Annotated in this window: 21 protein-coding genes; 11 read left to right on the top strand and 10 right to left on the bottom strand. The window is 50.7% G+C overall.

Translation table 11 applies throughout. The annotated features are described in order from the left end of the window. Positions 1-114 precede the first annotated feature (114 nt). Positions 115-1299, bottom strand: a complete 1185-nt coding sequence (locus ACFO4L_RS05690; RefSeq protein ID WP_377908733.1) for a GTP-binding protein — start codon at positions 1297-1299, stop codon at positions 115-117. 144 nt (positions 1300-1443) lie between these two features. Here ACFO4L_RS05690 and ACFO4L_RS05685 point away from each other — a divergent pair, with 144 nt between their 5' ends. Further along, positions 1444-1929, top strand: a complete 486-nt coding sequence (locus ACFO4L_RS05685; RefSeq protein WP_377908731.1) for a glutathione peroxidase — start codon at positions 1444-1446, stop codon at positions 1927-1929. Positions 1930-2060: 131 nt separating this feature from the next. On the opposite strand, the gene ACFO4L_RS05680 is transcribed toward ACFO4L_RS05685, so the two are convergent. Beyond that, on the bottom strand, positions 2061-2879 hold the full coding sequence (locus ACFO4L_RS05680) for a methyltransferase domain-containing protein (protein WP_377908730.1): 819 nt from the start codon (positions 2877-2879) through the stop codon (positions 2061-2063). 81 nt (positions 2880-2960) lie between these two features. Between ACFO4L_RS05680 and ACFO4L_RS05675 the strand changes: the two genes are divergently transcribed. After that, positions 2961-3407: a DUF4385 domain-containing protein gene (locus tag ACFO4L_RS05675; RefSeq protein ID WP_377908729.1), complete on the top strand. Its 447-nt coding sequence runs from the start codon at positions 2961-2963 to the stop codon at positions 3405-3407. A gap of 48 nt (positions 3408-3455) precedes the next feature. Here the strand turns inward: ACFO4L_RS05675 and abc-f are convergent, their stop codons facing one another. Beyond that, positions 3456-5003, bottom strand: coding sequence for a ribosomal protection-like ABC-F family protein (gene abc-f / locus ACFO4L_RS05670; protein WP_377908728.1), 1548 nt, complete (start codon positions 5001-5003; stop codon positions 3456-3458). Between the two features lie 380 nt (positions 5004-5383). Between abc-f and ACFO4L_RS05665 the strand changes: the two genes are divergently transcribed. Next, the gene (locus ACFO4L_RS05665; protein WP_377908726.1) at positions 5384-6688 is read left to right on the top strand and encodes a Na+/H+ antiporter NhaC family protein; all 1305 of its coding nucleotides are present in this window, start codon (positions 5384-5386) and stop codon (positions 6686-6688) included. A gap of 137 nt (positions 6689-6825) precedes the next feature. Here ACFO4L_RS05665 and ACFO4L_RS05660 read toward each other — a convergent pair whose 3' ends face one another. The 5 genes from ACFO4L_RS05660 to xylA form a co-directional block, all read right to left on the bottom strand. Next, positions 6826-7470: an SDR family oxidoreductase gene (locus ACFO4L_RS05660; protein ID WP_377908725.1), complete on the bottom strand. Its 645-nt coding sequence runs from the start codon at positions 7468-7470 to the stop codon at positions 6826-6828. A gap of 2 nt (positions 7471-7472) precedes the next feature. Further along, a complete protein-coding gene (locus ACFO4L_RS05655) occupies positions 7473-8003 on the bottom strand; it encodes a GrpB family protein (RefSeq protein WP_377908724.1) in 531 nt (176 codons plus the stop codon). 177 nt (positions 8004-8180) lie between these two features. After that, a complete protein-coding gene (locus ACFO4L_RS05650; protein WP_377908723.1) occupies positions 8181-9209 on the bottom strand; it encodes a LysM peptidoglycan-binding domain-containing protein in 1029 nt (342 codons plus the stop codon). Between the two features lie 229 nt (positions 9210-9438). Next, positions 9439-10962 (bottom strand): xylulokinase, encoded by a 1524-nt coding sequence (gene xylB, locus ACFO4L_RS05645; protein WP_377908722.1) that lies wholly within the window; start codon positions 10960-10962, stop codon positions 9439-9441. 101 nt (positions 10963-11063) lie between these two features. Next, entirely contained in the window at positions 11064-12401 is a 1338-nt protein-coding gene (xylA, locus tag ACFO4L_RS05640) for a xylose isomerase (RefSeq protein ID WP_377908721.1), read from the bottom strand. 274 nt (positions 12402-12675) lie between these two features. Here xylA and ACFO4L_RS05635 point away from each other — a divergent pair, with 274 nt between their 5' ends. The 8 genes from ACFO4L_RS05635 (at position 12676) to ACFO4L_RS05600 (ending at position 22235) form a co-directional block, all read left to right on the top strand. Next, positions 12676-13848: an ROK family protein gene (locus ACFO4L_RS05635; protein WP_377908720.1), complete on the top strand. Its 1173-nt coding sequence runs from the start codon at positions 12676-12678 to the stop codon at positions 13846-13848. A 266-nt stretch (positions 13849-14114) separates the two neighbouring features. Continuing rightward, positions 14115-15887 carry a cache domain-containing sensor histidine kinase gene (locus ACFO4L_RS05630; protein ID WP_377908719.1) on the top strand — a complete coding sequence of 591 codons (1773 nt, stop codon included), beginning with the start codon at positions 14115-14117 and terminating at the stop codon, positions 15885-15887. Then, positions 15856-16635: a response regulator transcription factor gene (locus ACFO4L_RS05625; RefSeq protein ID WP_377908718.1), complete on the top strand. Its 780-nt coding sequence runs from the start codon at positions 15856-15858 to the stop codon at positions 16633-16635. Before ACFO4L_RS05630 ends, ACFO4L_RS05625 begins: the two co-directional genes overlap by 32 nt. Before the next feature lie 110 nt (positions 16636-16745). Continuing rightward, positions 16746-18098 carry an extracellular solute-binding protein gene (locus tag ACFO4L_RS05620; protein WP_377908717.1) on the top strand — a complete coding sequence of 451 codons (1353 nt, stop codon included), beginning with the start codon at positions 16746-16748 and terminating at the stop codon, positions 18096-18098. Positions 18099-18183: 85 nt separating this feature from the next. After that, positions 18184-19062 carry a carbohydrate ABC transporter permease gene (locus ACFO4L_RS05615; protein WP_168006531.1) on the top strand — a complete coding sequence of 293 codons (879 nt, stop codon included), beginning with the start codon at positions 18184-18186 and terminating at the stop codon, positions 19060-19062. A gap of 18 nt (positions 19063-19080) precedes the next feature. Continuing rightward, on the top strand, positions 19081-19962 hold the full coding sequence (locus tag ACFO4L_RS05610) for a carbohydrate ABC transporter permease (RefSeq protein ID WP_168006533.1): 882 nt from the start codon (positions 19081-19083) through the stop codon (positions 19960-19962). Positions 19963-20037: 75 nt separating this feature from the next. Next, on the top strand, positions 20038-21615 hold the full coding sequence (locus ACFO4L_RS05605; protein ID WP_377908716.1) for a glycoside hydrolase family 43 protein: 1578 nt from the start codon (positions 20038-20040) through the stop codon (positions 21613-21615). A gap of 2 nt (positions 21616-21617) precedes the next feature. Next, positions 21618-22235, top strand: a complete 618-nt coding sequence (locus ACFO4L_RS05600) for a YesL family protein (protein WP_377908715.1) — start codon at positions 21618-21620, stop codon at positions 22233-22235. Positions 22236-22548: 313 nt separating this feature from the next. On the opposite strand, the gene ACFO4L_RS05595 is transcribed toward ACFO4L_RS05600, so the two are convergent. Next, the gene (locus ACFO4L_RS05595) at positions 22549-23214 is read right to left on the bottom strand and encodes a haloacid dehalogenase type II (protein ID WP_377908714.1); all 666 of its coding nucleotides are present in this window, start codon (positions 23212-23214) and stop codon (positions 22549-22551) included. Then, entirely contained in the window at positions 23189-23719 is a 531-nt protein-coding gene (locus tag ACFO4L_RS05590; RefSeq protein WP_377908713.1) for a GNAT family N-acetyltransferase, read from the bottom strand. Before ACFO4L_RS05590 ends, ACFO4L_RS05595 begins: the two co-directional genes overlap by 26 nt. Positions 23720-23900 lie beyond the last annotated feature (181 nt).

Here is a 23900-nt window from a genome sequence, read left to right as displayed (position 1 = left end):
GCTTTATTATACCGCACCTCACCAGCTTCTGCACGGCATGAGGCCAGGCAGTCTGACAGGCTTCCTCCTACAAAAGCGGACACCCTGTAAGAAGGGTGCCCGCTTTAAACGCTTCTATTTCCCGGGAAATAGTTCTTTTAACGGATCCGTATAAACGATATCGCTCTGCATTTCTGATTTTGTCAGCAGGCAAGCATCAAGCTGCGTTTGCAGCTTCGCCTGATTCATGTGCAGTCCGATCAGCACAAATTCTGTTTTCCGGTCACCGATTCCCTCCATCCACTCGTCACGCAGATCTTTATTTTCCCGAAGATAATGAGCCTGCTCCTCCTCATCCAGCGCTGCCACCCAATAAGCAACAGGATGCAGATAAGCGGACGGACCAGCCTGAGCAAGCGAGAGCGCCATATCGCCGTAGGCGGCGCTCCAGACGATCCCCTTCATTCGCACCACCTCTTCCGGGAGCTCCTGCATCCAGTCAACGAAGCGCTGCGGATGAAACGGAGTACGACTTCTGTAAACGAAGCTCGATATGCCATATTCTTCTGTTTCCGGCGTATGTTCCTCCTGCTGAAGCTCTTTCATCCATCCGGCCGACATACTGGCTTGATCAAAATCAAACCTGCGTTCAGCCAGAAGGACATCTGCGTCTATTTTTCCATGCGTTGTACGGATCAGCTCCGCATCCGGCTGCAGCTTCCGAAGCACCTGCTCGATTTCGGTCAGCTTCTCTTCGGATACAAGGTCCGTTTTGTTCAAAATCAGCACGTTGCAAAATTCAATTTGGTCGATTAACAAGTCCGCAATATCCCGTTCGTCGTCTTCTGAAGCACCCTGCTGCCGTTCAAGCAGCGATTCTCCTGAACGAAAGTCATGCCAGAACCGGTTGGCATCCACGACGGTTACCATCGATTGAATCGCACAGAACTCGGTAAGGTCGATGCCGGTTTCCTCGTCAACGTACGTAAATGTCTGGGCAACCGGGACTGGTTCGCTGATTCCAGATGATTCGATCAAGATGTGATCTATGCCGCCCGCTTCCGCCAGCTGCTTCACTTCCTCCAGCAAATCTTCGCGCAGTGTGCAGCAAATACAGCCGTTTGACATCTCAACAAGCTTTTCTTCAGTCCGTTTGAAACCACCCTGCTCAATCAGCCCCGCATCAACGTTAATTTCACTCATGTCATTGACGATAACCGCGGTGCGCCGCGCTCCCCTCTCTGCAAGCAGGTTGTTCAGCATCGTCGTTTTTCCCGCTCCTAAATAACCGCTCAGCACGGTAACCGGTATTTTATTCATTCTGACCTCTCCTCAAATCGTAATCATTACTATTTAAACATAATTTTCTCTCCCTTTCAATGGCTGAGCAAAATAAAAGACCGTTGCGAACAGCTTCAGCTATACTGACATTGAATCTACGATGATGAAAGGAGCAGGTAACAAATGGCTGAGACTGTTTATGATTTTACGATGATCACTTCTGCAGGGGAGGAAATGCCGCTTGATACATATCGCGGACGCCCGATGCTGATCGTAAATACAGCAACAAAATGCGGGCTCGCTCCTCAATTTGAAGAGCTGGAGGAGCTTTATCAGGATTATCAGGAGCGCGGATTAGTTGTTCTTGGCTTCCCATCTGACCAATTTATGAATCAGGAGCCGGTCCAAGATGAAGAAATGGTTGCCGTTTGCAGCCGCGACTTCGGTGTTTCGTTTCCGCTTGCTAAAAAAACAAAGGTAAATGGGTCGGACGCGCATCCTTTGTACCAGCACTTGAAACTTCAGCAGAAGGGGATGCTCGGATCTGAAATAAAGTGGAACTTTACGAAGTTTCTTGTCGATGCCGACGGGCGCGTCGTCAAACGCTATTCGCCTCAAACAGCTCCGCGCAAGATTCGAGAGGATATTGAACCGCTTTTAACAAGCTGAAGCTGGTTCAAATGAAAAACGCGGGACCGCAGATACAGGCCGATGCAAGGCTATTCACCTGAACGAACGTTATCCACACATTGAAGCTCCGCCGCTCGATGACGAGCGACGGAGCTTTTAGCCGATCTGTGTCAAACAGGCCGGGAAAATAGGAGGCGGACATCCAGCGTCAGCTGGTCCGGTCCATCTGTTTCATGCAGCTTATGCCGGTGCTTCCACGTGAGCGGTGTCATTCGCAGCACGTCTTGTTTCAAGTTAGCCGGAACAGACCATTCGGCTTGCAGATGGTCGGCTTCTCCTGTCGGAAAAGCCGTGAAAAAGCCTTCCTCCACCTCTTCGCTGCTGTAGGCTTTTTCTCCGGTAAGCTGGCGAATCTCCTTCAGATACCTCGGCCCGGGAATCGCTTTGACAACAAGGCCGCTTTCTCCAGCTGCCCGCTTAAATTCCTGATACGAAGCAGGAGAAAACAAATTCAGCAGCAGATCCACTGTATTGTTCCGCAGCGGAATAGAGGTGATGTCGCCTGTCACCCACATCAGGCTGCTGTCAGTGGCTGCGGCCTGCTCAATACCAGGCTTCGCATTATCCATGCCAATTCCTGCGAATGTCCTCCGGTTTCGCAGCATCATTAAATGAGATCCCTCTCCGCAGCCTGCATCCAGCACCAGCCCATGCTCCGGCAGAACGGCCTCGAGCGCATCATGCATCGGTTTGTAAAAACCAGCATGAATCACGCGCTGCCTAGCGGCAAAAAGCTCCTGTTCATAGCCTCCTGATGCTGGACGTCGCAGCATAAACAGCTGGCCCTTTTTCGCCATATCAAATCGGTGTCCGCGGCTGCAGACAATCGCTCCCTGCTCAGCTGCAGCAGATTCCTTGCAAAATGGACACTGTAACGTATTCGTTATTTCCTGCCACATAGCGGATCGTAGCTGTCGTTTGGACTTCACAAGGCATCACTCTCCTTATATGGTAGGTTTACTGTTAATTTCCAACCGGGTATAGAACCGCAAGAAAGGGAGGTGACCCGGTTGGCTTTTGACTACGATGCTGATTTTGAGAACATTGATTTTCGCGAAGAGCCCCATAAATACCGCGTCGGCAGAGGCGAACAAGGTGTCCTGATGGTCGAGCCTTATAAAAGCGAAATTCTTCCGCATTGGCGGTTCAAGACGCCGGATATTGCAGAAGAGTCATCTGAGGCAATTTACGATATGTACCTCGATTATAAAAAAAAGAACGATTTTGTCGGGATGGACATGGCACGAAAATTTATTCAGATGGGCTATACGCGCGCACGACGCTACGCTAATTATAAGGGCGGAAAAAAGTATGATAAAGAGGGGAATATAAATAAACGGCAGATCGACGATGAAAAGGCAGCGTCCGCGAAGATTTTCGAAAAGAAATGGATTCAAATCCGCGAAGATGAGACATACTTAAAAATGAAAAAGGAGCATCAGAAAAAGTACGGCTGATGCTCCACGCAACAGCCCGGTGCTGCTCCACAGCCCGGGCTGTTTCAGTTACCTTTGCTGCCAGCTTCGTCCTGCAAAGGCTTTTTTCATTTTTAACAGCTTCTGAAACTCTGATTCCAGCTCGGCATCAGGCTCCAAGCTGAGCCGGCCGATGACCTCTGCCAGCCTCGTTTCAATTCGCATCAGTTCTTCATCTGCTTCCGTCTGAGCATTTCCCTGCATATCCGGCCGCCAAAGCCGGCCCGCCTCGATATTAATTTCCAGATTTGTCGTTCTGCTTCTAAAGCGCCTGTCGTGGGAAACGATAATCAGTGTGCCCGGATAGTCTGCCAGAAGTCTTTCCAATGCTTCTACTGCCTCGATGTCGAGAAAGCTCGTTGGTTCATCCAAAACCAGCCCTGTATAGCTGCCCGTCATCAGCATCGCAAGAGACAGCTTCACTCGCTCTCCTCCACTAAGCACTGCTGCCTTTTTCTCTGCATCCCGTCCGCGGAAACCCAGCCTGGCGAGAATCGTTCGAATGACTTCTCTTGGCTGAACAGCCTCGCGTTCCGTGTTTTCCAGCACCGTGTCGTCTAAGCGGAGCATGGTTAAATCCTGTTGAAAAAAGCCGAGTCTGCTCCAGCCTGCTTTCGTGACCCCGTCTCCCTGCTGCAGCTTCTTTAGAAACGTCGTTTTTCCAGATCCATTGCTGCCCGTCAGCGCCAGCCTTTCGCCGTGCCTCACAGGAAAAGGCATCACGGTCCAAAGCCTTTTTCCGCCAGCCTCAGCCGTCATATGCTTAACAAACACTTCTTCCTGACGATCCCTGCCCTTGCCGCGTGGAAGCGTCATTCTCAACGGTTTTTCCTCCCAAGGTTTGTCTACCTCTTCCAGCTGTTCCATCCGTTTTTCCATCGCTTTTGCTGTTTGCTGCATTTTTTTCTGCTTTTTAGCGAAGTACGGCTTTGCTCCAGTGATGGAGGCTTCTGACCGGCTGACGTTTTTCGTGCTTGTCAGCTGATTTGCACGCTCTTCGCGCCTGCGTGCAGCTTCCTCCAGTGAACGTTTTTGTCTGACATACGATTCATACGCCTGCTGCTGTTCACGCGTTTCCCGCCGCTTTTGCTCCTCGTAAAGATGATACGGCCCAGAAAACGTGTGAATGGCGTTTTGTTCGATTATCCAAAGGGACGAACAAGTCCGATCCAGAAAAGCACGATCGTGGGATACGATAATATAGGCGCCTTTCCAATGCTGAAGCTTGTCCTCCAGCCATTGAATGTGAGCCTCATCCAGGCTTGTGGTCGGTTCATCTGCCAGCAGCAAGCCTCCCTGCTCTGCGAAAGCTTTCTGAATCCAGGCCTGTGTCAGCTCACCTCCGCTCTTCGCCTCTGCTTCTTTCAGCTGCGGCAAATACACGATATTGCTTTCAACGTGACAGCTGCCGTGATCAGGGGGCCGCTGGCCTGCCAATAGTTGCAGAAGCGTTGATTTGCCGCTTCCATTTGCTCCGATTAATCCAATGCGGTCCCCTTCCTGCACCGTTAATGTCTGATCTGTAAACAGCTCTCTTCCGTTGACTTCCGCCGATAATTGTTGTGCATGCAGCATCATGCTGCATCCCTCCTTTAATACGGGAAAGACAAAAAACCTCTCCCAGCGCTGTCGTTCGACCAGGAGAGGTAAAAAGGGTGCATGAAAGTATACGCCGCCTGATATCCTGATATCCAGGTTCGACGCAGCCGGCAATCTGCCGGTCATTTTTCATACAAAACACCCGTTTATGGACTCTGCAGAGCCGTTCCCTATCCTGATCTGAACATAAAGGGGCCTTGTATGCCCGTCCTTTCGTGTTCAGCTTCTGCTCAGGATAGATTACTTCATCGGCCTGCTTCACCCTTTCCGTTTTTATTCTTCTTCAGCATATAGTCACCCGCTCTATTTGTCAACGCTGTGCGTATCATATGCTACAATGACGAACGGAGATGATCATAGTGACACACACCTATTCAACCAGGCTGATTGCAGTCGTTTTTATATGTGCTATCGCACCGCTTATGACCGCAGCTGCGTTTGAGCTTCCGCTCGGTCCGGCGATGCTTCCCGGTCTGGCTGCCGCTGCCGCTGCGATTCTTTACAAAGGCGCACCCGTTTCCTTTGTTTCACGAACCATTCTAAAAGGCATGAGCCGCAGCCGGGCGATCGCATGGCTGCTTGTCTTCATCGGACTTCTGCTCCCTGCCTGGACCTATGCCGGCATTGTAGATGATTTGAATCAGCTGTTTCTTGCCGGCGTTCATCCCGGATTTTTCCTGACCGCCTCGTTTCTGATCGCTACCGTCATGTCTCTCACTGTCGGAAGCGCTGTCGGCTCCCTCAGCATCGTCGGGATCCCATTGATTGGGGCTGGCACGGCTCTTGGCGTCTCACCTTTCCTGCTAGGCGGAGCGCTTGTTTCCGGTGCTTTTGTCGGCGACAGAACTTCTCCCCTTTCGAGCTCGTTTCAGCTGCTGGCATTTGCTTCGGGGCTGACAACAAGAGATCACTTGCGCACGATTACGCCAACGCTTTTGATTTCCGTACCGCTTACAGCATGTCTTTTTCTTGTCATTGACCTCCTTTCAGCACCAAGAACCGGTCTCGCAGATGAGGCCATGCCTGCAGCCGGTCCGCTTTTCCTCTCCCTCCTGCCGCCGCTTTTATTGCTTGGCCTGATTGTACGGGGAAAAAGCATGTACACCTGTTTTACTGCCGCGATTGCAGCAGGATCTGCGATTGCTTTCCTGCGAGGCGGCGACCCTATATCCTGGATAATCGTGCTTTGGAGGGGTACCGAGAGGGTTAACGGCCTAATGGATATGCTCCCCTTTGTTTTGTTTATTCTCATCGTCGGGGCCTTCTGTCAGCTGCTGGAAGATACAGACATGCTGCAGCCTCTGTTGAAGAAAGTCTTTCACGGCTCTGAATCATTAAGCACCGCCACGCTGAAAACGACGGGGGCTGCAGCTTCCGTTGCGCTCGTTTCGCCTAATCAGTCTTTCCCGATTTTACTGGCAGGCCGAACGATGCTGCCCTATTGGCGGCAGTCGTACGGAGCGTCTCATCTGGCACGAATTCTTGCCGACTCCACTGTTGTCTTCGCCGGGCTCGTCCCTTGGAGCCTGCTTGCTATTTTATGCAGCACGATTATACAAGTGCCCGTTACAGCCTACGCACCGGCAGCGGTCTTTTTGTGGCTGTCTCCTTTTGTCACGGCTGCGTACAGCAGCTGGCTGTCTGCAAGCACCAGACACAGCTGAAGCACTGCCGCTCTTTTCATGGCAGCAGCGTCTTGAAGCGGAAGGAAAATCCAACCATACGCATAGCGGTTCCTTTTCTCGCGTAACAAACTGACGAAGAGCAGAAGCCCAAAACAGGCTTCTGCTCTTATCGTACGCTACAATTTTTTTAATGCCTCTGCAGGGGTGTCGTCACCGGAAACAAGGTCAAAGCCTTTATGGTAAGTATTTTCTTCATCCAGTGCTGCATACAAGACGGCTGCGACGTCTTCACGGGGGATATCTGCCCGCTCCAGATTCTCGGCTGCTTTTACTTTACCGCTTCCGCTGTCATTTGTCAGACCGCCGGGACGAACAATCGTGTACGTCAGGCTGCTGTTCATCAGCATTCGATCCGCATAATGCTTCGCCGAAAAGTAATGTCGGATCTTCTCGCTCCAGTTGCTGCGGTTATGCGCCTGAATCGCGCTTACCATCAGGAACCGTGCAGCTCCTGCTTCTTCGGCCGCTTCTACAGACTTTACGGCGCCGTCCAGATCAATCAGCAGAGTCTTATCTGCTCCGGTGCTTCCGCCTGAACCGGCTGTAAAGACAACGGCATCACAACCATCTGCTGCTGCAGCGATGTCGCTCACCGGCCCTTCGAGGTCTGCGAGAACCGCTTCAATGCCATCTGCTTTGAATTCATCCGCCTGTTCCTGTTTGCGGACCATTGCCCTGACCTCATGCTTGTCGCTGTCTTTTAACAGCTTGACCAGATGACGGCCGATCTGTCCGTTCGCTCCAATAACGAGTACGCGCATCCTTATCCTCTCCTTTTGGAAGCCGGGCTGCGGTACCAGCGCAGTGCGCGGCATTCCAGTTCTTTGACGTAATCATGTTTGCCTTCCGCATAGGCACTCATATTAAAAGGATATTCCCAGGCGAGGGACTTTTTCAAACCTGCGTAGGCTTTTCTCCGCGCCGGATGCGCCCGCAGATAGTCCCGGAGCGCGAGGTGCCGGATAATGTCTTTGCTCCCTTCTGGAAAGATGTGCAGATGAAAAGCAGCGGGCGTGCGCTTTCTGAAAAAGAGCCTGCCCGGACTGCTTGTCGACGTGCATCTGCTGTATCCTACAGCTCTCAGAAGTTCTTCACTTGCGTCAGAATCATCGATGGAAGTGAAGACCGCCATGATATCAATCACCGGTTTGGCGTCACTTCCAGGCACTGCCGTGCTGCCGATATGGTGCAGCTCCTTTAAGCGGGACTGGAATACAGACCGCAGCTGAGCCGCCTCCTCTTCATACAGCCGGGGCCATGCTGGATCATAAGCTGCGATTGTTACTCTGCTCATCCGCGCCGCCTCCTCTGCTGTTGGTGCATTTATCATAATCCAGCCGGCAAGCTTCGTAAAGCAGGAACCACGCTTTGTACAAGCTTTTTTTGTCGCTCTTTACTGCTGCAAAATCTCAAGACGAAACAACCTCCCGCCGCAGCTGGCAGGAGGTGTTACCCGCTTCTTTTTTTACTGTCATGCCGGTAGCTTCAGTACTTGTCCGACTCGAATAAGGTTAGGATTTGATATACCGTTCAATGACGTGAGCTTCTGTACGGTTGTGTTGTTTTTGACAGCAATCGCATAAAGCGTGTCGCCTGACTTAACCGTATAAGTGGAGGCTTGCGGAATCGAAGCAGCTGCTTTAATCTGCAGCACCTGTCCGATTTTTAAGGCGTTCGGGTCACTTAATTTATTCAAAGAGGTCAGTGCCGCAACCGTCGTATTATACTTGCGGGCAATCGCATAGAGCGTATCACCTGATTTAACCGTATAGGTTGTTCCAGACGTGCCTGCAGGCTTCGTCTCCAGCTTCAACAGCTCTGATACGGTCACAAACTTATATCCTTTCGCCTTCAGCTGCTTAATGATTTCCGGGAGAGCACCTGGTGTTCCCGATGCTCCTGCACCGGTATGCATCAGGACGATGGACCCTGGCTTCACATTGTTCACTACTTTATTGACGATCTGCGTTTTCGAAACACCTTTCCAGTCGACAGTATCAACATCCCAGTGAAGCGTGTGCGTATAGCCTGCTGCTCCGGCAGCCTGCAGCACTGCGTTATTTACCGCTCCGTACGGGGCTCTGAATATCGGCTTTGTCGATTTCCCTGTAACCTGCTTCGCAAGCGCCTCTGTTTTTTCCAGCTCTCGTTTCATCTGTGTAGCTGTAAGCTTGGTGAAATCCGGATGGGAGTAGGAGTGGTTGCCAATCTGATGTCCATGATCAGTGATTCGTTTTACCGTTTTAGGGTGATGGTTCATACCCGTACCTGTTAAAAAGAAAGTGCTCTTCACATTATGATCCTGAAGCGTATTCAGTATGTTGGATAGGTTCGTTCCATCCGCACCGTCATCAAAGGTCAAAGCCACAACTTTACTCGTCGTGTTTCCTTTTGTGATCCACTTGGAAGCAGCTGCATCAGCAGTTTCTGGAAAAGCTGCAAAGGCAGTAACGAACAGCAGCACAAAGGACAGTATCAGTTTAACAAGCTTTCTTCCCATCTTATTCACCTCTTTCATTCAGCCATGCCAAAAATACCGGCATATGTATGAAAAAAGCGTCTGCAGCAGCATATATACACCTTTAGTATACTCCTGTTACTGCTTAAATGGTCGCTGTTTTCTGTGTAGTATTTTCTAACATTTCGGCAAAATACAGTATTTTTTTGACGAAAAAGAACAGCCTGCTTCTTATCAATATAAGAGGCAGGCTGTTCATGATGACATGCTGTTAAGATGTTGTTTCAGCTCCCTGTCTGCTTCCTGCCTGCCGGAACGGTTTTAACGCTCTCGACAGTTCTTCAGTGGCACGGTATACCTTCTGATAGATCGGAAACAGACCGGCGTAAACAGCTGCCGCCTCAGGGTCTGGTTCGCAGCGGTCTGCTGATTTCGTGAACCGGTCTGATAACTCTTTGTAGCTGTCTGTCCAGCCAAGGCCGTAAGCCGCAATCATCGCCGCTCCGAGTCCCGGTCCCTGCTCGCTTTCCAGCCTCTCTGTCGCTGCACCAAAAATATCGGCCTGCATCTGCAGCCACAGCCGGCTTTTCGCTCCTCCTCCCGAAGCGATAATCGTGTGAACCTGCTTCCCCTGCTCACGGAAAAGCTGAAGCGATTCATTCAGGGAAAAGGTAATGCCTTCTAAAACAGCCCGCGTCATATCTCCGAGCGTATGCGAGGTGTGCAGGCCGATGAAGCTTCCGCGAATGTCTGCATCCGGATGCGGGGTCCGCTCTCCGGATATATACGGAGTAAACAGAAGTCCCCGGGATCCCGCGGGCGATGCTTCTGCAAGCGCAAGCAGCTCTTCAAATGAACGATCAGGGGCCAGCTGCTCTTTAAACCAGCTGAGGCTGTGACCCGCAGCGAGCGTTACGCCCATCGTGTAGTAGGCGTTTGGCACCGCATGGTTAAAGTAATGAACGGATCCGCCAAAATCCTTGCTGCCGTCTTCTTCAAAGGCAAGCATGACACCGGAAGTACCCGTGCTGCTCAGCACACTTCCTTCCTGTAAAATGCCCGTTCCGAGTGCCCCGCACGCATTGTCTGCCCCGCCGGCAAACAGCGGAACGCTGCCAAGACCCGTCTGCTCCTGCATCTCAGGGAGCAGTGTCCCGGCTTCGGCATGACTTTCTAATAGCGGCGGGAAAAGCGACGTATCGAGCTGGAACGCATCTGCTACTGTGCGGCTCCATTCCCGGTCTGCTACATCCAGCAGAAGCGTGCCGGCTGCGTCCGAGTAATCCATTCCTAGTTCACCGGTGAGCCTGAAGCGTACATAGTCCTTCGGAAGAAGAAAGGCTGCTGCTTGTTTAAACAAATCAGGCTCGTATTCCTGGACCCAAAGCAGCTTCGGCAGCGTAAACCCTTCCAGCGCAGGATTCTTCGTAATGCGGTGCAGTGTATCAATCGTCAGCTCTGTTTCAATTTTTCGGCACTGCTCTGACGTCCGCGTATCGTTCCATAGTATCGCACGGCGCAGCGGAGCACCCGCTTCATCGATCAGAACGAGACCGTGCATCTGACCGGAAAAGCTGATCCCTTTCACCTGTTCCGGGTCGACATCCCGCACTGCTTCTGCGACCGCCTCAATCGTTTTTTCCACCCAGTCTTCGGGCTCCTGTTCACTCCAACCCGGCTCGTCATGGTACAGCGGATAACCTCTTGAAGCTTCTGACGCAACTGTTCCCTGTTCATCTACGAGCAGCACCTTAACAGCACTCGTTCCTAAATCAACACCAAGTACGTAAGCCATATACGATCTCCTCTCTTGTGTACTATTTCCGTTTCTGCCGTTTCCTCCTGTTAAAAAAGGCCGCCTCAGAAGGGGGACTGAGACGGCCCGTATCAACCCGATTAAAGGGAATTGACAGAAAGAATGTATTGATTGATCCCTGCTTTGATCCGCTCCAGATGGCCGGAGGCGTGGTCAATCTGCTTTTGATCAAGGGCATATGCTTCCAGCTCCGCGAACGACGTAGTACCTTCGCGAATCTTTTTCCCGATGCCGTCGTTAAACGTTTCATAGCGCTTTTCCACAATCGATTCAAAGAAACGGTCATCGATCATTTTCTGCGCCACTTTCAGGCCGACTGCAAAGCTGTCCATGCCTGCAATATGAGAATAGAAGAGATCCTCCGGCTTAAAGGAGCCTCGGCGGATCTTGGCATCGAAGTTCAGGCCGCCACGTCCAAGCCCGTCGTTTTTCAAAATTTCATACATCGCAAGGACCGCGGAATAAAGATCTGTTGGAAATTCATCCGTATCCCATCCGAGCAGCGGATCACCCTGGTTCGCGTCAACGGAACCGAGCATTCCGCTGATGCGTGCAGTGCGAAGCTCATGCTCGAACGTGTGGCCGGCAAGCGTTGCATGGTTTGCTTCAATATTAAACTTGAAGTGATCCTGCAGACCGTACTGGTAAAGAAAAGAGGTCGCCGTTGCTACATCAAAGTCATACTGATGCGTGGTCGGCTCTTTCGGCTTCGGTTCAATCAGAAACTGCGGATCAAAACCGATTTCCTTCGCATAGTCGATAGCCATATGATAAAACGATGCAAGGTTATCAAGCTCCAGCTTCATGTCTGTATTTAGAAGTGATTCGTAGCCTTCACGGCCACCCCAGAACACGTAGTTTTCAGCTCCGAGCTCTTTACCAGTTTCAAGTCCTTTCTTCACTTTTGCAGCCGCATGCGCGTAAACATCCGCGTTGCTTGACGTCCCTGCACCGGAAACGAAGCGAGGGTGTGTGAACATGTTCGCTGTGTTCCAGAGCAGCTTCGTCTCTGACGTTTTCATATACTCTTTGATCATTGCCACGATCGTATCAAGATTTTGATTTGTTTCGCGGAGCGTATCTCCTTCCGGCGCGATATCAATATCATGGAAGCAGAAAAACGGCGCTTTGATTTTTTCGATAAATTCGAACGCTGCTTCAACGCGAGCTTTTGCCAAATCCATTCCGCTGTAGTGATCCCATGGACGCTGAGCGGTGCCTGCTCCAAATGGGTCAGATGCATCCTGCGTCAACGTATGCCAATAAGCGACTGAAAAGCGAAGCTGCTCCTCCATCGTCTTGCCGCCAACCTTCTCTTGCGGATTATAATACTTAAATGCATACGGATTTGCTGATTGCGGACCTTCGTAAGCGATTTCAGGAATATTCGAAAAGTACGTCGTTCTTGTTTCTGCCATGATCATGACCTCCTAAGTTATAGATAACTTCTTGATATTTGTATTGTAGCAGGGTAAACTTAGTTTGTCCATTGAATTAACTAATAAAAAAAGAGAACTTTTTTTAGGTTCTTCTTTCGTTCTTGCTAGGTAACAGCCGGCAAGGTGCGGTAGAATGATAATAAGAGCAATGCACAGCCGACTATTTGCTATAACTAAACTATGTTAACCGGTTCATCAATTGATTAAATCGAAGAACCCGTGCACTTCATTAAACAATGTAGGAGGAATCGATATGGCTGCCTATCAGCAAACGGTTAAACTGGCGAACAAATCCATCATCTTAAATACGATCCGGGAGCAGGAACCCATTTCACGTGCAGCCCTCGCCCAGACACTCGGCCTTACAAAAGCTACTGTTTCTTCATTAGTAGAAGAATTGATCAATGAACAATACTGTTACCAAACGGGTCTTGGCAAATCAAGCGGCGGCAGACGTCCGCTCATGCTGCAGTTTAACGAAAAGGCCGGCTATTCTCTCAGCTGTGACATCGGTGTCAATTACATTTTGACCGTGCTGACCGATCTCCGCGGCTCTGTCATTCATGAAATCTCGCGTTCCTTCGATACAAATGATTTCACTCGTACCGTGATGGAAATAAAAGTTATGCTGGATGAATGTCTCGCTAAAGCTGAAGATACTGCGTTCGGACTTGTCGGGATCGGCTTTGGTGTACCCGGCCTCGTCGATAAAAACGGGACTATTCTGACGACACCCAATTTGGACTGGACGCAGTCCAATGTAAAGGAAATCTTTGAGGATCAGTACGGCGTTCCTGTCGTCGTCACAAATGAAGCAAACGCAGGCGCATACGGTGAAAAGACGTTCGGAAGCGCCAGGCACACAAGCTCCTTCGTCTATGTAAGCGCCGGAATCGGAATCGGCGCCGGCATTGTGCTCGATGATCGTCTTATGATGGGAGCCGGTGGATTAAGCGGTGAGATCGGTCATACGACGATTAAGGATGAAGGGCGTTCCTGCCGCTGCGGCAGCAAGGGCTGCTGGGAAATGTATGCCTCTGAAATGGCGCTGCTCCGTTCTTTCCCTGAAAACGGACACGATCTTGAAAACCTGCTGAGCAAGGCTGAAACAGATGCAGCTGTCCGCAATGCCTTTGAAGAAATTGGCTACTATTTGGGAGTCGGACTGACAAATATCATTCATACGTTTAATCCCGAAAAAATCGTGATCGGCAACCGCCTCGCTAAAGCGGAACGGTTTATTGCGGAAGCGATGTATAAGTCCGTGAAGGAACGAACGCTTCCACAGCTGTATAACCAGACAGATATCAGCTTCAGCCGTTCCTATTACTACGCTGCTCCTTACGGCCTGACTGCCTTTAACATTGAAACATTTTTGCAAAAGCAGTTTCTCCCTCCTGCAGCAGCAGGCTCTACTCCATCATAGTTCATACAAGCGCCCCGGTGTCGTAAAGCCGGAGGCGTTTTTTAGTATAAGCTTTTCTTTTTGTCCTTCAGCGCTTTAAGCTGCCTTCCAGATTCAGAACAAGGGAACACATGAAAGGAACTAAAGCGCTTTCTTGTTTTCTCATGCTAAAACAACTATCATAAGTTTAATGAAAAAACTATTACTGATTATATCTGCTGTTCGTCTCCAGCCTGATTTCCGATACAATGAAAGAAGACTTGATTGAGACAGGAGGAGGCTTTCCGGTGCGATTCTCGTTTTTAAAGCCGGCTAACACGATGCGGAATCAAATATTAGCTGTTTTTGCTGCCGTGATGGTTATCGTGCTCGGTGCAGTCGGCCTGCTCGCCTATAACCTGGTGACCGAAATCATTAAAGAAAATGCGGAAGGCCAGATCGAGCAGACGGCTGTGCAGGCACTCGGACGCATCGATACGCAGTATGAAACGATCGATTTGATTACGAGTCAAATCGCAACTGATCCCGCTGTCCAGCAGCTTCTGCAGCAGGAAACTGCCGGGATGCAGGCTAACTTTGCGGAACGCCAGTCGATGAATGAAATCATCAACAGCTACCAGGCCTATACGACTGGCCTGCAGTCATTCGAACTGTATTTTACCGATGAGCGCCGGCTGTTTCCGTTAAATGAACTTCCCCTTTCCATCCGTGTATCCCCGGAATGGATTGACGCTGCTGAAGAAGCACGCGGCCGGCTCCTCTGGGCCGGTGAAGATCCGCTTGATGCTCAGGCTTTTCTTGCGATTAAGCAAATCAATATGCCGGAGGAGGATTTCCAGCGAGGCGGCTACCTGATCACCGTCGTTCAGGACACGTACTTTAATCTTGCCGGTGCGGCTGAGCAGCTTGATATCCAGGAAGAGTATGCGCTACTTCTGGATCAGAACGGACAGGAAATTGCAGGAAACATGCCGGAAGAACTGCGAGATGACAGCTTGAACGGAAGCGAAACCGTCCTCTATAACGATGAGGAGTTTGTCCGGGCTGAGGCGATTTCCGACAACACGGGCTGGACGCTCGTGATTTTGAGTCCCGTTTCCCTCCTGCTGGAAGGCCTGCCCGGTATCGGCACGGCGATCATAATCGCCGGCGGAACCGGCCTGATCCTGTTTATTCCTGCTTCCTGGATCGTTTCAAGCTATTTGTCGAGACCGATTCGGCAGCTGACTCATGCGATGCGCTTTGGGACGCTTGGTGCTCTGCGTAAAAGCCGGCGGATTTCCTCTACTGTCGAAATGAATGAACTAAATGACACGTACAACGAAATGGTAGAAACAACCAATCACCTTATTAAAGCCGTCTATGAGAAGGAACTGCTGAAAACAAAAGCAGAGCTTCGAGCACTTCAGGCGCAGATTAACCCTCATTTCCTGTTTAATACGCTGGAAGCGATTCACTGGACGCTTGATGAACGGGATGAAGAAATGGCAGAAGTGATCATTTCGTTATCCGACCTGTTCCGCTATACCATTTCGGAAACAGATGATGATCTCGTGACACTTGAAGAAGAGCTGCAGCACGCAGAGCGGTACCTGCAGATTATGCAGCTCCGCTTTGAGGACCGTCTCAGCTGGCGGGTGGAGATCGATCCCCTTTACCGGGAACAGCGTATTCCAAAGCTGCTGATTCAGCCGCTGATCGAAAACGCGCTGCTGCACGGGATTGAAACGTGCCGCGGCGGCGGCACCGTAACCGTTACAGCCAGTCAGGCAAAAGTAGAAGGCTATCTTGAAATCAGCGTAGCTGATGACGGCTGCGGCATGAGCAAAGAGGTACTGGAGCGCGTGCGGGCTTCTCTCGATAACCGGGAGAAGGTGGATACAAAAGGTACGGGCCTGGCGCTGCGCAACGTCTGGCAGCGGCTGGAATTCGTTTATCCGGACGATGATCCGCAGCTATTGATTGACAGCATCGAGCATACAGGAACGACGATCACGCTCTTAATTCCGATTAAAGGAGGTCTTCCTCATGCGCACGAAACAAGTACTGATCGTAGATGATGAGCCCCGCTCCCGCAACGGTCTGAAGCGGAGATTGGAAACATGGGAGCATGATCTGCTTCATGTCTATACCGCTTCCGACGGACCTGAGGCGCTGCACTTGCTTCGGGAACATGACATTGACGTGCTGATCACCGATATACGTATGCCGGAAATGACGGGGCTTGAGCTGATTGCGGAAACGAAATCCTTTCAGCGTCGACCGGTGTTCATTGTGATTTCCGCTTACTCGGAGTTTTCCTATGCACAGGAGGCCCTTCACATGGGCGTCGTTAACTATCTGCTGAAACCGGTGAAAAAGGAGGCATTTCTTCAGGCGGTGCAGGAGGCACTTGAAACCAGGTCCCGCCTGGATCAGATCGAGCGGGTCGACCGGGCGTTCCAGGAGCCGGATGTGGTCCCGGCTGATCAGCTGCCGGAGCCCCTTCAAGAAGCTGCCGTTTACATTGACAGCCGTCTCAGCGAGAAATTCAGCTTAAAAGAGGTAGCTCAGCAGGTGCACTTAAATCCTAGCTATCTCAGCGTCTTGTTCAAGGAGCACATGACGATGACCTTCAGCGAATACGTCACGAAAAAACGTCTCCAGCTCGCAAAACGGCTGCTTCTTACTACCTCTATGCCGATCGCCGATATTGCCGAGCAGACAGGATACCAGACGTCTAAGTATTTTATCCGCATTTTCCGTGAACACGAAGGCGTGACGCCCAGCCGCTACAGGCGTGAGAGCAGCACAGATGTCGAAAAATGATAGTTCAATCATATAAATAAAGTGGTACTTTACCTAATCACCGTTACCTTATAAAGCGCTTTCATCCTTGCTATACTTGGCTTACACCAAATCGCTGAGGGGGAAATAAATTGAAAAAGAAATCATTTTTGTCACTGATGGCCCTTTCCACTGCTGGACTGATTGCACTGAGCGCATGCGGAGCCGATGACTCGGAAGACGCAGCAAGCGCAGATGAGAACAACAACGGCGGCGACACGAACGAAGCTGCTGAGCAGGAAGAAGTCACGCTCGACTTTATGCATCTGTGGCCGCAGGGAAGCTCCCCTGACCACTACCGGATCGTAACAGAAATCATTGAAGAGTTTGAAGAAATGCATCCGCACGTCACGGTTGAAATGGAAGTACTGGAAAACGAGCAGTATAAGAACAAGCTGCAGGTTGTCTCTTCTTCCAATCAGCTCCCTGATGTTGGAATGACGTGGCCGGCAGGCTTCCTTGAGCCCTACGTCAACGGTGACTTGTTTGCTCCGCTTGATGATGTGCTTGAAGAAGACAACATGCGTGACGACTTCGTAGCCGGAACGATCGAAGCATACTCCGTGGATGATGAAGCTTACGCGCTCCCGCTCGAATTGAACATAGCGCCTGTCTTCTACAACCAGGCAATCTTTGATGAGTACGGGGTGGAAGTACCGGAAACATATGATGACTTAATTGAAGTGATTGATACATTGTCAGAAGGCGGCATGACGCCGATCGCCCTCGGAAACCGCGATCGCTGGACAGGCTCCCTCTGGTACATGTACCTTGCTGACCGCATCGGCGGATCAGAAGCACTGAACTCAGCTATTGACCGCAGCGGAAGCTTCACCGATGAGCGCCTTGTAGAAGCAGCTGACCGAATTCAGGAAATGGTGGACCATGATGCCTTCATCTCCGGATTTAATGGGCTTTCTGACCAGGAAGCAAAAGCAGAGTTCATGAATGGCAACGCAGCGATGTACCTGATCGGTTCATGGGATCTGCCTAACTACACGACAAATGAAGAAGTACCGCAGGAATTCCGTGACAGCATCGACTTCTTTAAGTTCCCTGAAGTTGACGGCGGCGACGGCGATATTAACAGCTGGGTCGGCGGACCTGGGGTCGGACTTTTCGTAGCGGAGAACTCCGACGTGAAAGACGAAGCCAAAGCATTCGTCAAGCACTTCACAGAAGAATGGGGCAAGCAGTCTGTGGAAGATGCAGGCGTGATTCCGGGCACACAGGTAAACACAGACGAAGTAGATCTTCCAGACCTGTTCATTGATGTGCTGGATGAGCTGAACAACGCGTCAGATATTACGCTCTTTGCAGATGTTCAGATGAGCTCAGGCGTAGCAGAAACACATCTGAATATGATTCAGTCCCTCTTCGGAGAGGATGTAACACCGGAAGAATTTGCAGAGACGCATGAGGAAGCGCTCCAGGAAGACGAATAAACACGCACGTCCGCCCCGTAAGTTCCTCCGTGAATTTACGGGGCATTTTTAATCCAGCTGACCGTAACGAAAGGGGTTCGTCTTTATGAATCAGATCATGTCGGATAAGCGCGTGATCGCACTATACACGCTGCCTGCCCTGCTTCTTATACTTACGTTAATCTATGTTCCGATCGTCCTGACGGGCTATTACGGCCTGATGGACTGGGACGGGATTGGCGGCATGGAGTTTATCGGGCTTGAAAACTATGCAAATTTAATCGGAGATACGATGTTCTGGCGCAGTGCCTGGCATTCGCTGCTGCTCGCGCTTTTCTCGGTTGGAAGCCTCGCGCTTTATTTAACGGTTTCCCTCGTATTGGCAGGCAATATCAAAGGCGCCGATATGTTCCGTAAAATTTTTCTCATTCCGATGCTGCTCTCAAGCGTCGCGATCGCCCAGCTGTGGATCCGTATTTATCATCCATCCAACGGGGTGATGAACCGGTTTTTAACATCGATCGGAATTGAAAATCCACCGATGTGGCTTGCCGATACGAGTCTCGTTCTATTCGCGATTTTTGTTCCAATCATCTGGCAGTATGCCGGTTTCTACATCATTATTTATTACGCAGCGCTGAAAAACATTCCGAAGGAGCTTGAGGAAGCCGCGAAGATCGACGGCGCCTCCCCGCTTCAGATCGCCTATAAAATCAAGCTCCCGCTTATATCGGGCATCATTAAGGTGACTATTGTGCTTGCCGTGATCGGTTCATTGAAATACTTTGACCTGATTTATGTTATGACTGACGGCGGCCCGAACGGAGCCAGTGAAGTAATGGCCTCCTACATGTACAAGCTTGCGTTTCGATCCAATGACTTCGGCTATGGAAGTGCCGTCGGCTTCTTCCTGCTCGTGCTCATTTTGATCGTGACCTATCTCATTCGCAAAGCAACGGCTTCCAAAGATGAAGTTCAATATTAATTAAAGGAGGAACTGCAGATGCCTTCTAATACTGCTGCTGTTGAAAAAACAGAAGGGCTTCGCCTCGGATCGCTGCGGATTCGTCCGGGAAAGCTGCTGCTCTATGTCATTCTCGGCCTTGTTGCGGTGCTTCAGATCCTTCCGCTGATCTGGCTCGTGCTCTTTTCACTAAAAGATAACCAGGAAGTGTTTAACCTCGCTCCGTTCGCTCTCCCTGCTGATCCGCAGTGGAGTAACTATGCGAGAGTGTGGACGGATGGCAATATCGGACTGTACTTTTTTAACAGCGTCATCGTGACCGGTACCGCTGTGATTCTGACGGTTCTGCTTGCAAGCCTTGTGACGTTTGCGATCACAAGAATGCAGTGGAAGCTGAATAAACTTGTCCTCGGACTGTTTATGGTCGGCCTGATGATCCCGGTCCATTCCACTTTGATTCCGCTGTTCAGCTTTTTCAATACGATTGGCCTGATGGACCATCACTTGTCGATTATCTTAACGTATACGGCGTTTAACCTGCCGCTGACGATGATGATTCTGCTCGGCTTTTATTATACGCTCCCTCGTGAGCTTGAAGAGGCAGCCATTATGGATGGATGCTCGATTCACCGGATGTTCTTCCGGATCATCCTGCCGATCACGGCTCCGGTCGTTGCAACAACGGCGATCATCAATATGATTTACAACTGGAACGAGTTCGTTTTTGTTAATACGTTTATCAGCTCGGACAGCTTGAAAACGCTGACCGTCGGGATTCAGAACTTTATCGGCCAGTACTCAACCGACTGGGGCGCCATCGGTGCTACCCTCGTCATCAGCATGCTGCCGATTCTGATCGCGTTTCTTATTTTGAGCAATAAAATTGTAGAAGGGATGACGAGCGGATCTGTAAAAGGATAGCCGCATGGAGGGAGGATTCTCCTCTCTCCTCCCTTACATAGGTGCTGTTTATTTTAGCTGAAGGAGTGTTTGTTTATGTCCACCATTCAAAATCCAATTCTCCCGGGCTTTCATGCCGACCCTTCCATTTTGCGTGTTGAAGACGAATTTTATATCGCTACTTCGACGTTTGAGTGGTTTCCCGGCGTCCGGATTCACCGCTCCAAAGATTTGCAAAATTGGCAGTTTGCTGCTTCTCCGCTGACGCGCCGTTCCCAGCTCGATATGAAAGGAAACATGAATTCCGGCGGCGTCTGGGCTCCGGACCTTTCCTATCACAACGGCACATTTTACTTGATTTACACAGACGTGAAGCAGTGGCACGGCGCCTACAAGGATGCACATAACTATCTTGTGACTGCGCCTGCCATTGAGGGGCCGTGGTCGGAGCCGGTTTATCTGAACAGCAGCGGCTTCGATCCTTCTCTTTTCCATGATGATGACGGACGCAAATGGTTCATGAATATGATCTGGGACTACCGTTCCGGACGAAATCCATTCGCCGGCATCGTCCTGCAGGAGTTTTCCGAAGCGGAGCAAAAGCTCACCGGGCCGGTTAAAACGATTTATACCGGAACGGAGATCAAGCTGACGGAGGGGCCTCATATTTATAAAAAAGATGATTGGTACTACCTGCTCGTCGCAGAAGGCGGAACAGAGTACGATCACGCTGAAACTGTTGCCCGGTCCCGCAGTATTTGGGGTCCCTATGAGACAGACCCGGACTATCCGCTCATCACCGCTCAGGGAAAGCCTGATTCAGGCCTTCAAAAAGCAGGACACGGCAGCCTCGTCGATACTCCGAACGGTGAGTGGTATTTCGTCCATCTCTGCGGACGGCCGTTAAACGGCTCCTACTGCACGCTCGGAAGAGAAACGGCGATTCAGAAAGTCGAATGGACAGAAGACGGCTGGCTCCGGCTTGCGAATGGCACACGCTATCCCGATATGGAGACACCTGCTCCAGATTTGCCGGTGCAGCCCTATCCGCAAGAGAATGCCAAGGATGATTTTGATGCCGATGAGCTGAGCGGCCACTGGAATTCCCTGCGCGTACCGATGGATAAGTCATGGTGTTCGCTGTCAGCCAACCCGGGCTGGCTGCGTCTCTACGGTCGTGAATCTCTTGGCTCCTTACACAACCAAAGCCTTGTTGCACGCCGGCAGACATCCTTTCGCTGCACGGCAGAAACCTCTGTATCCTTTGACCCGGAATACTATCAGCATAAAGCGGGCCTCGTTATATATTACGACACAGAGGATCATGTATACCTGCACTTAACCGGGCACGAAGAAAAAGGAAGAGTCCTGCAGATCATTCGTACAAAAGGCGGCGAGTATGAAGAGCTGCTGCTGGCACCGGTCCGAACGGCTCAAACAGGAGCCGTGCAGCTTCGCGCAGATATCGATCACGATACGATGACTCTCTCCTATAAAGATGAACGTACGACGGAATGGACACGGATCGGACCAGTTTTGGATACGACTCACATGTCGGACGACTCAGCTGCGCAGGTTCGCTTTACCGGCACCTTTGTCGGCATGGCCTGTCAAGATTACAGCGGCATGAAGCGTGCCGCCGACTTTGATTACTTTTTATATGAGGAGGAATAACCATGCTGATCACGTGGATGGGAAACCCGGTGTATGCTGCATGCGACTGGATGGTGAAGCTTGCCTATTTAAATTTTCTTTGGGTTCTTTTCACGGCTGCCGGAGGCGTCCTGCTTGGATTATTTCCAGCTTCCGCCGCGCTTTCCCACTGCCTGAGACGGCTGGTGGCAGGTGAAACGCTGAACGATGTCATGCCTACCTTCTGGAACGTGTACCGAAGCAGCTTCCGGCGTGCGAACGTGTACGGACTTTTCTTTTGGGCTGGTGCTGCCATTATCACGCTCAATACCATGCTTGTATTTCAGTTAAATGGACCGGCTGTTCCGCTGCTGCTTGCGGGCATGATCATCTGTGCCGTGCTGCTTCTGATCGTGCTTCTTTTTTTCTTTCCAGCCCAGGAGGTGCTTTCCGAAAAACGTTTCAGCATTTCGCTGCAGGCCGCTTTGTTTGTCCCATTCAGCAAACCGCTGCTGTTTGTAAAAGCTGCAGGCGGCACAGCTGCTCTGCTTACGCTGTTCTTTTTCGTACCGGGTCTGCTGACTTTCTGGGGCATTTCTTCCTTCGCTCTGCTGGCGGTGTATATCATGCACTCGCGCCTGGCTGCGCCCGCCGCAGCCTGAAAAAGCCGCCCGATTCTGAGAAGAAACGGACGGCATAAGAAGCTGCCTCTCTTAAATAGTTGAACGTTTTTGACGGAAAAGCTAATTTGTTTAATCGCTAAGCCCTTCTATGTTGATGCTCGTAACAAGCTGCCGGCCATTGTTAGCGGAAAGCTGAAGCTTTAGGGACTGTGAGGTTCATGCTTTTGCACTGAAAGGTATATACTTTCTTTGTGAGAACAGCCTGCCCTTTCCATTCGCTTCATACTTTAAAAAACCGTTCTGCTTTCCCCTGGCAGAACGGTTTTATTTGCATTCGTGCTGCGATCTGTGCTTAATCCGCAAAAAGCTCGGTTAAAAAGTGAAGATCTTCTGCGATATAGTCCGGCTGCACCGGCACGGACTCAAAAGCTGCTTTATCTCGGCTGATCCACAATGTATCAAATCCAAATGTCTTCGCACCGATGATATCCCATGTATTGGAGGATACGAAAAGAATACTGCTTCTGGAAACGCCCGCCTCTCTCATCGCGTGATAATAGGCGGCTGAGGACGGCTTGTACTGCTTGATATCATCGACGCTCACAATCCGGTCTATTTCCGGTGCGACAGCCGACTGTTCAATCAACGGCTCAAGCATATCTCTGGAGCCGTTAGATACGATCATGTGGAGCGGTCCGTTCAGCTGCTGCAAGACAGGTGCACTTTCAGGAAACAGGCTCAGTTTTTCATAAGCCCGCATGCCCCGGTTCACCGCATCAGCAGCAGTTGAACCAGTTTCCGCATGCAGTGCTGTCCGCAGTGCCTCTTCGGTAATAACCGAAAACGGACGATAGCTTCCGCTCATCTGGACGGTAAAGGCGTATTCGATCTGTTTTTTTCGCCAGAGCTGTCCGATGGAAGCGGACTGCTGAGGATAGTATTCTGACAGTGCTCCTTCTACCGAGCGAAGATCAAACAATGTACCATATGCATCATACATGATTGTGCTGTATTTCATCGTGAACCTCCTTCTGTGCTGGCTGATCGGGCAGTCGTTTTTCCATAAGCACGGTGTCGTGCCAGACGCCATCCCTTACTGCTATCCTTTCCCGATAGCCGACAGTCCGGAACCCTGATTTTTGATGTACATGCAGACTTCCTTTATTGGATGAGAAAATAACCGACTGCAGCGTCCAGATTCCGTTTACAGCACCTTCCCGTTCGATTTCCTTAAGAAGACTGGAGCCGATACCTTTACCGCTGAAGTCTGGATCCACATAAACACTGACCTCGGCAACGCCGGCATAAACCAGTCGCGGAGAAACCGGTGACAGGGCAGCCCATCCGGCAAACGTACCGTTCCAGCAGGCTGCAATCCGTGCAAAGGCGTGATGGCTGTGATTCCAGGTTTCCCAGTCTGCCACTTCTGTTTCAAACGTTGCGTCCCCATTATCCATACCAGCTTTATAAACAGCCGCTGCCTGAGGCCAGTTTTCCTTTTGCAGTCGATGCAGCGTGATCATCTAGGTCACCCTTCCGTTCTAAAGGTTTATATGCCTATCGTAACACACACCAGTCGGCTCGTTTAAAGCAGCCGGCACCAGGCTCGCTGCCTGATCTTCCACAGGTCCCTTAAGCTTCAAGTTCGCTCGGTGTTTTATAGGTATAAAGAACCGGTCCATTCACCTCTCTTCATCAATCTGA

The sequence above is a fragment of the Bacillus daqingensis genome, from assembly GCF_042654445.1.
Classification (GTDB): Bacteria; Bacillota; Bacilli; order Bacillales; family Salisediminibacteriaceae; genus Alkalicoccus; species Alkalicoccus luteus.
This window is presented reverse-complemented; position numbering and strand designations above follow the sequence as displayed.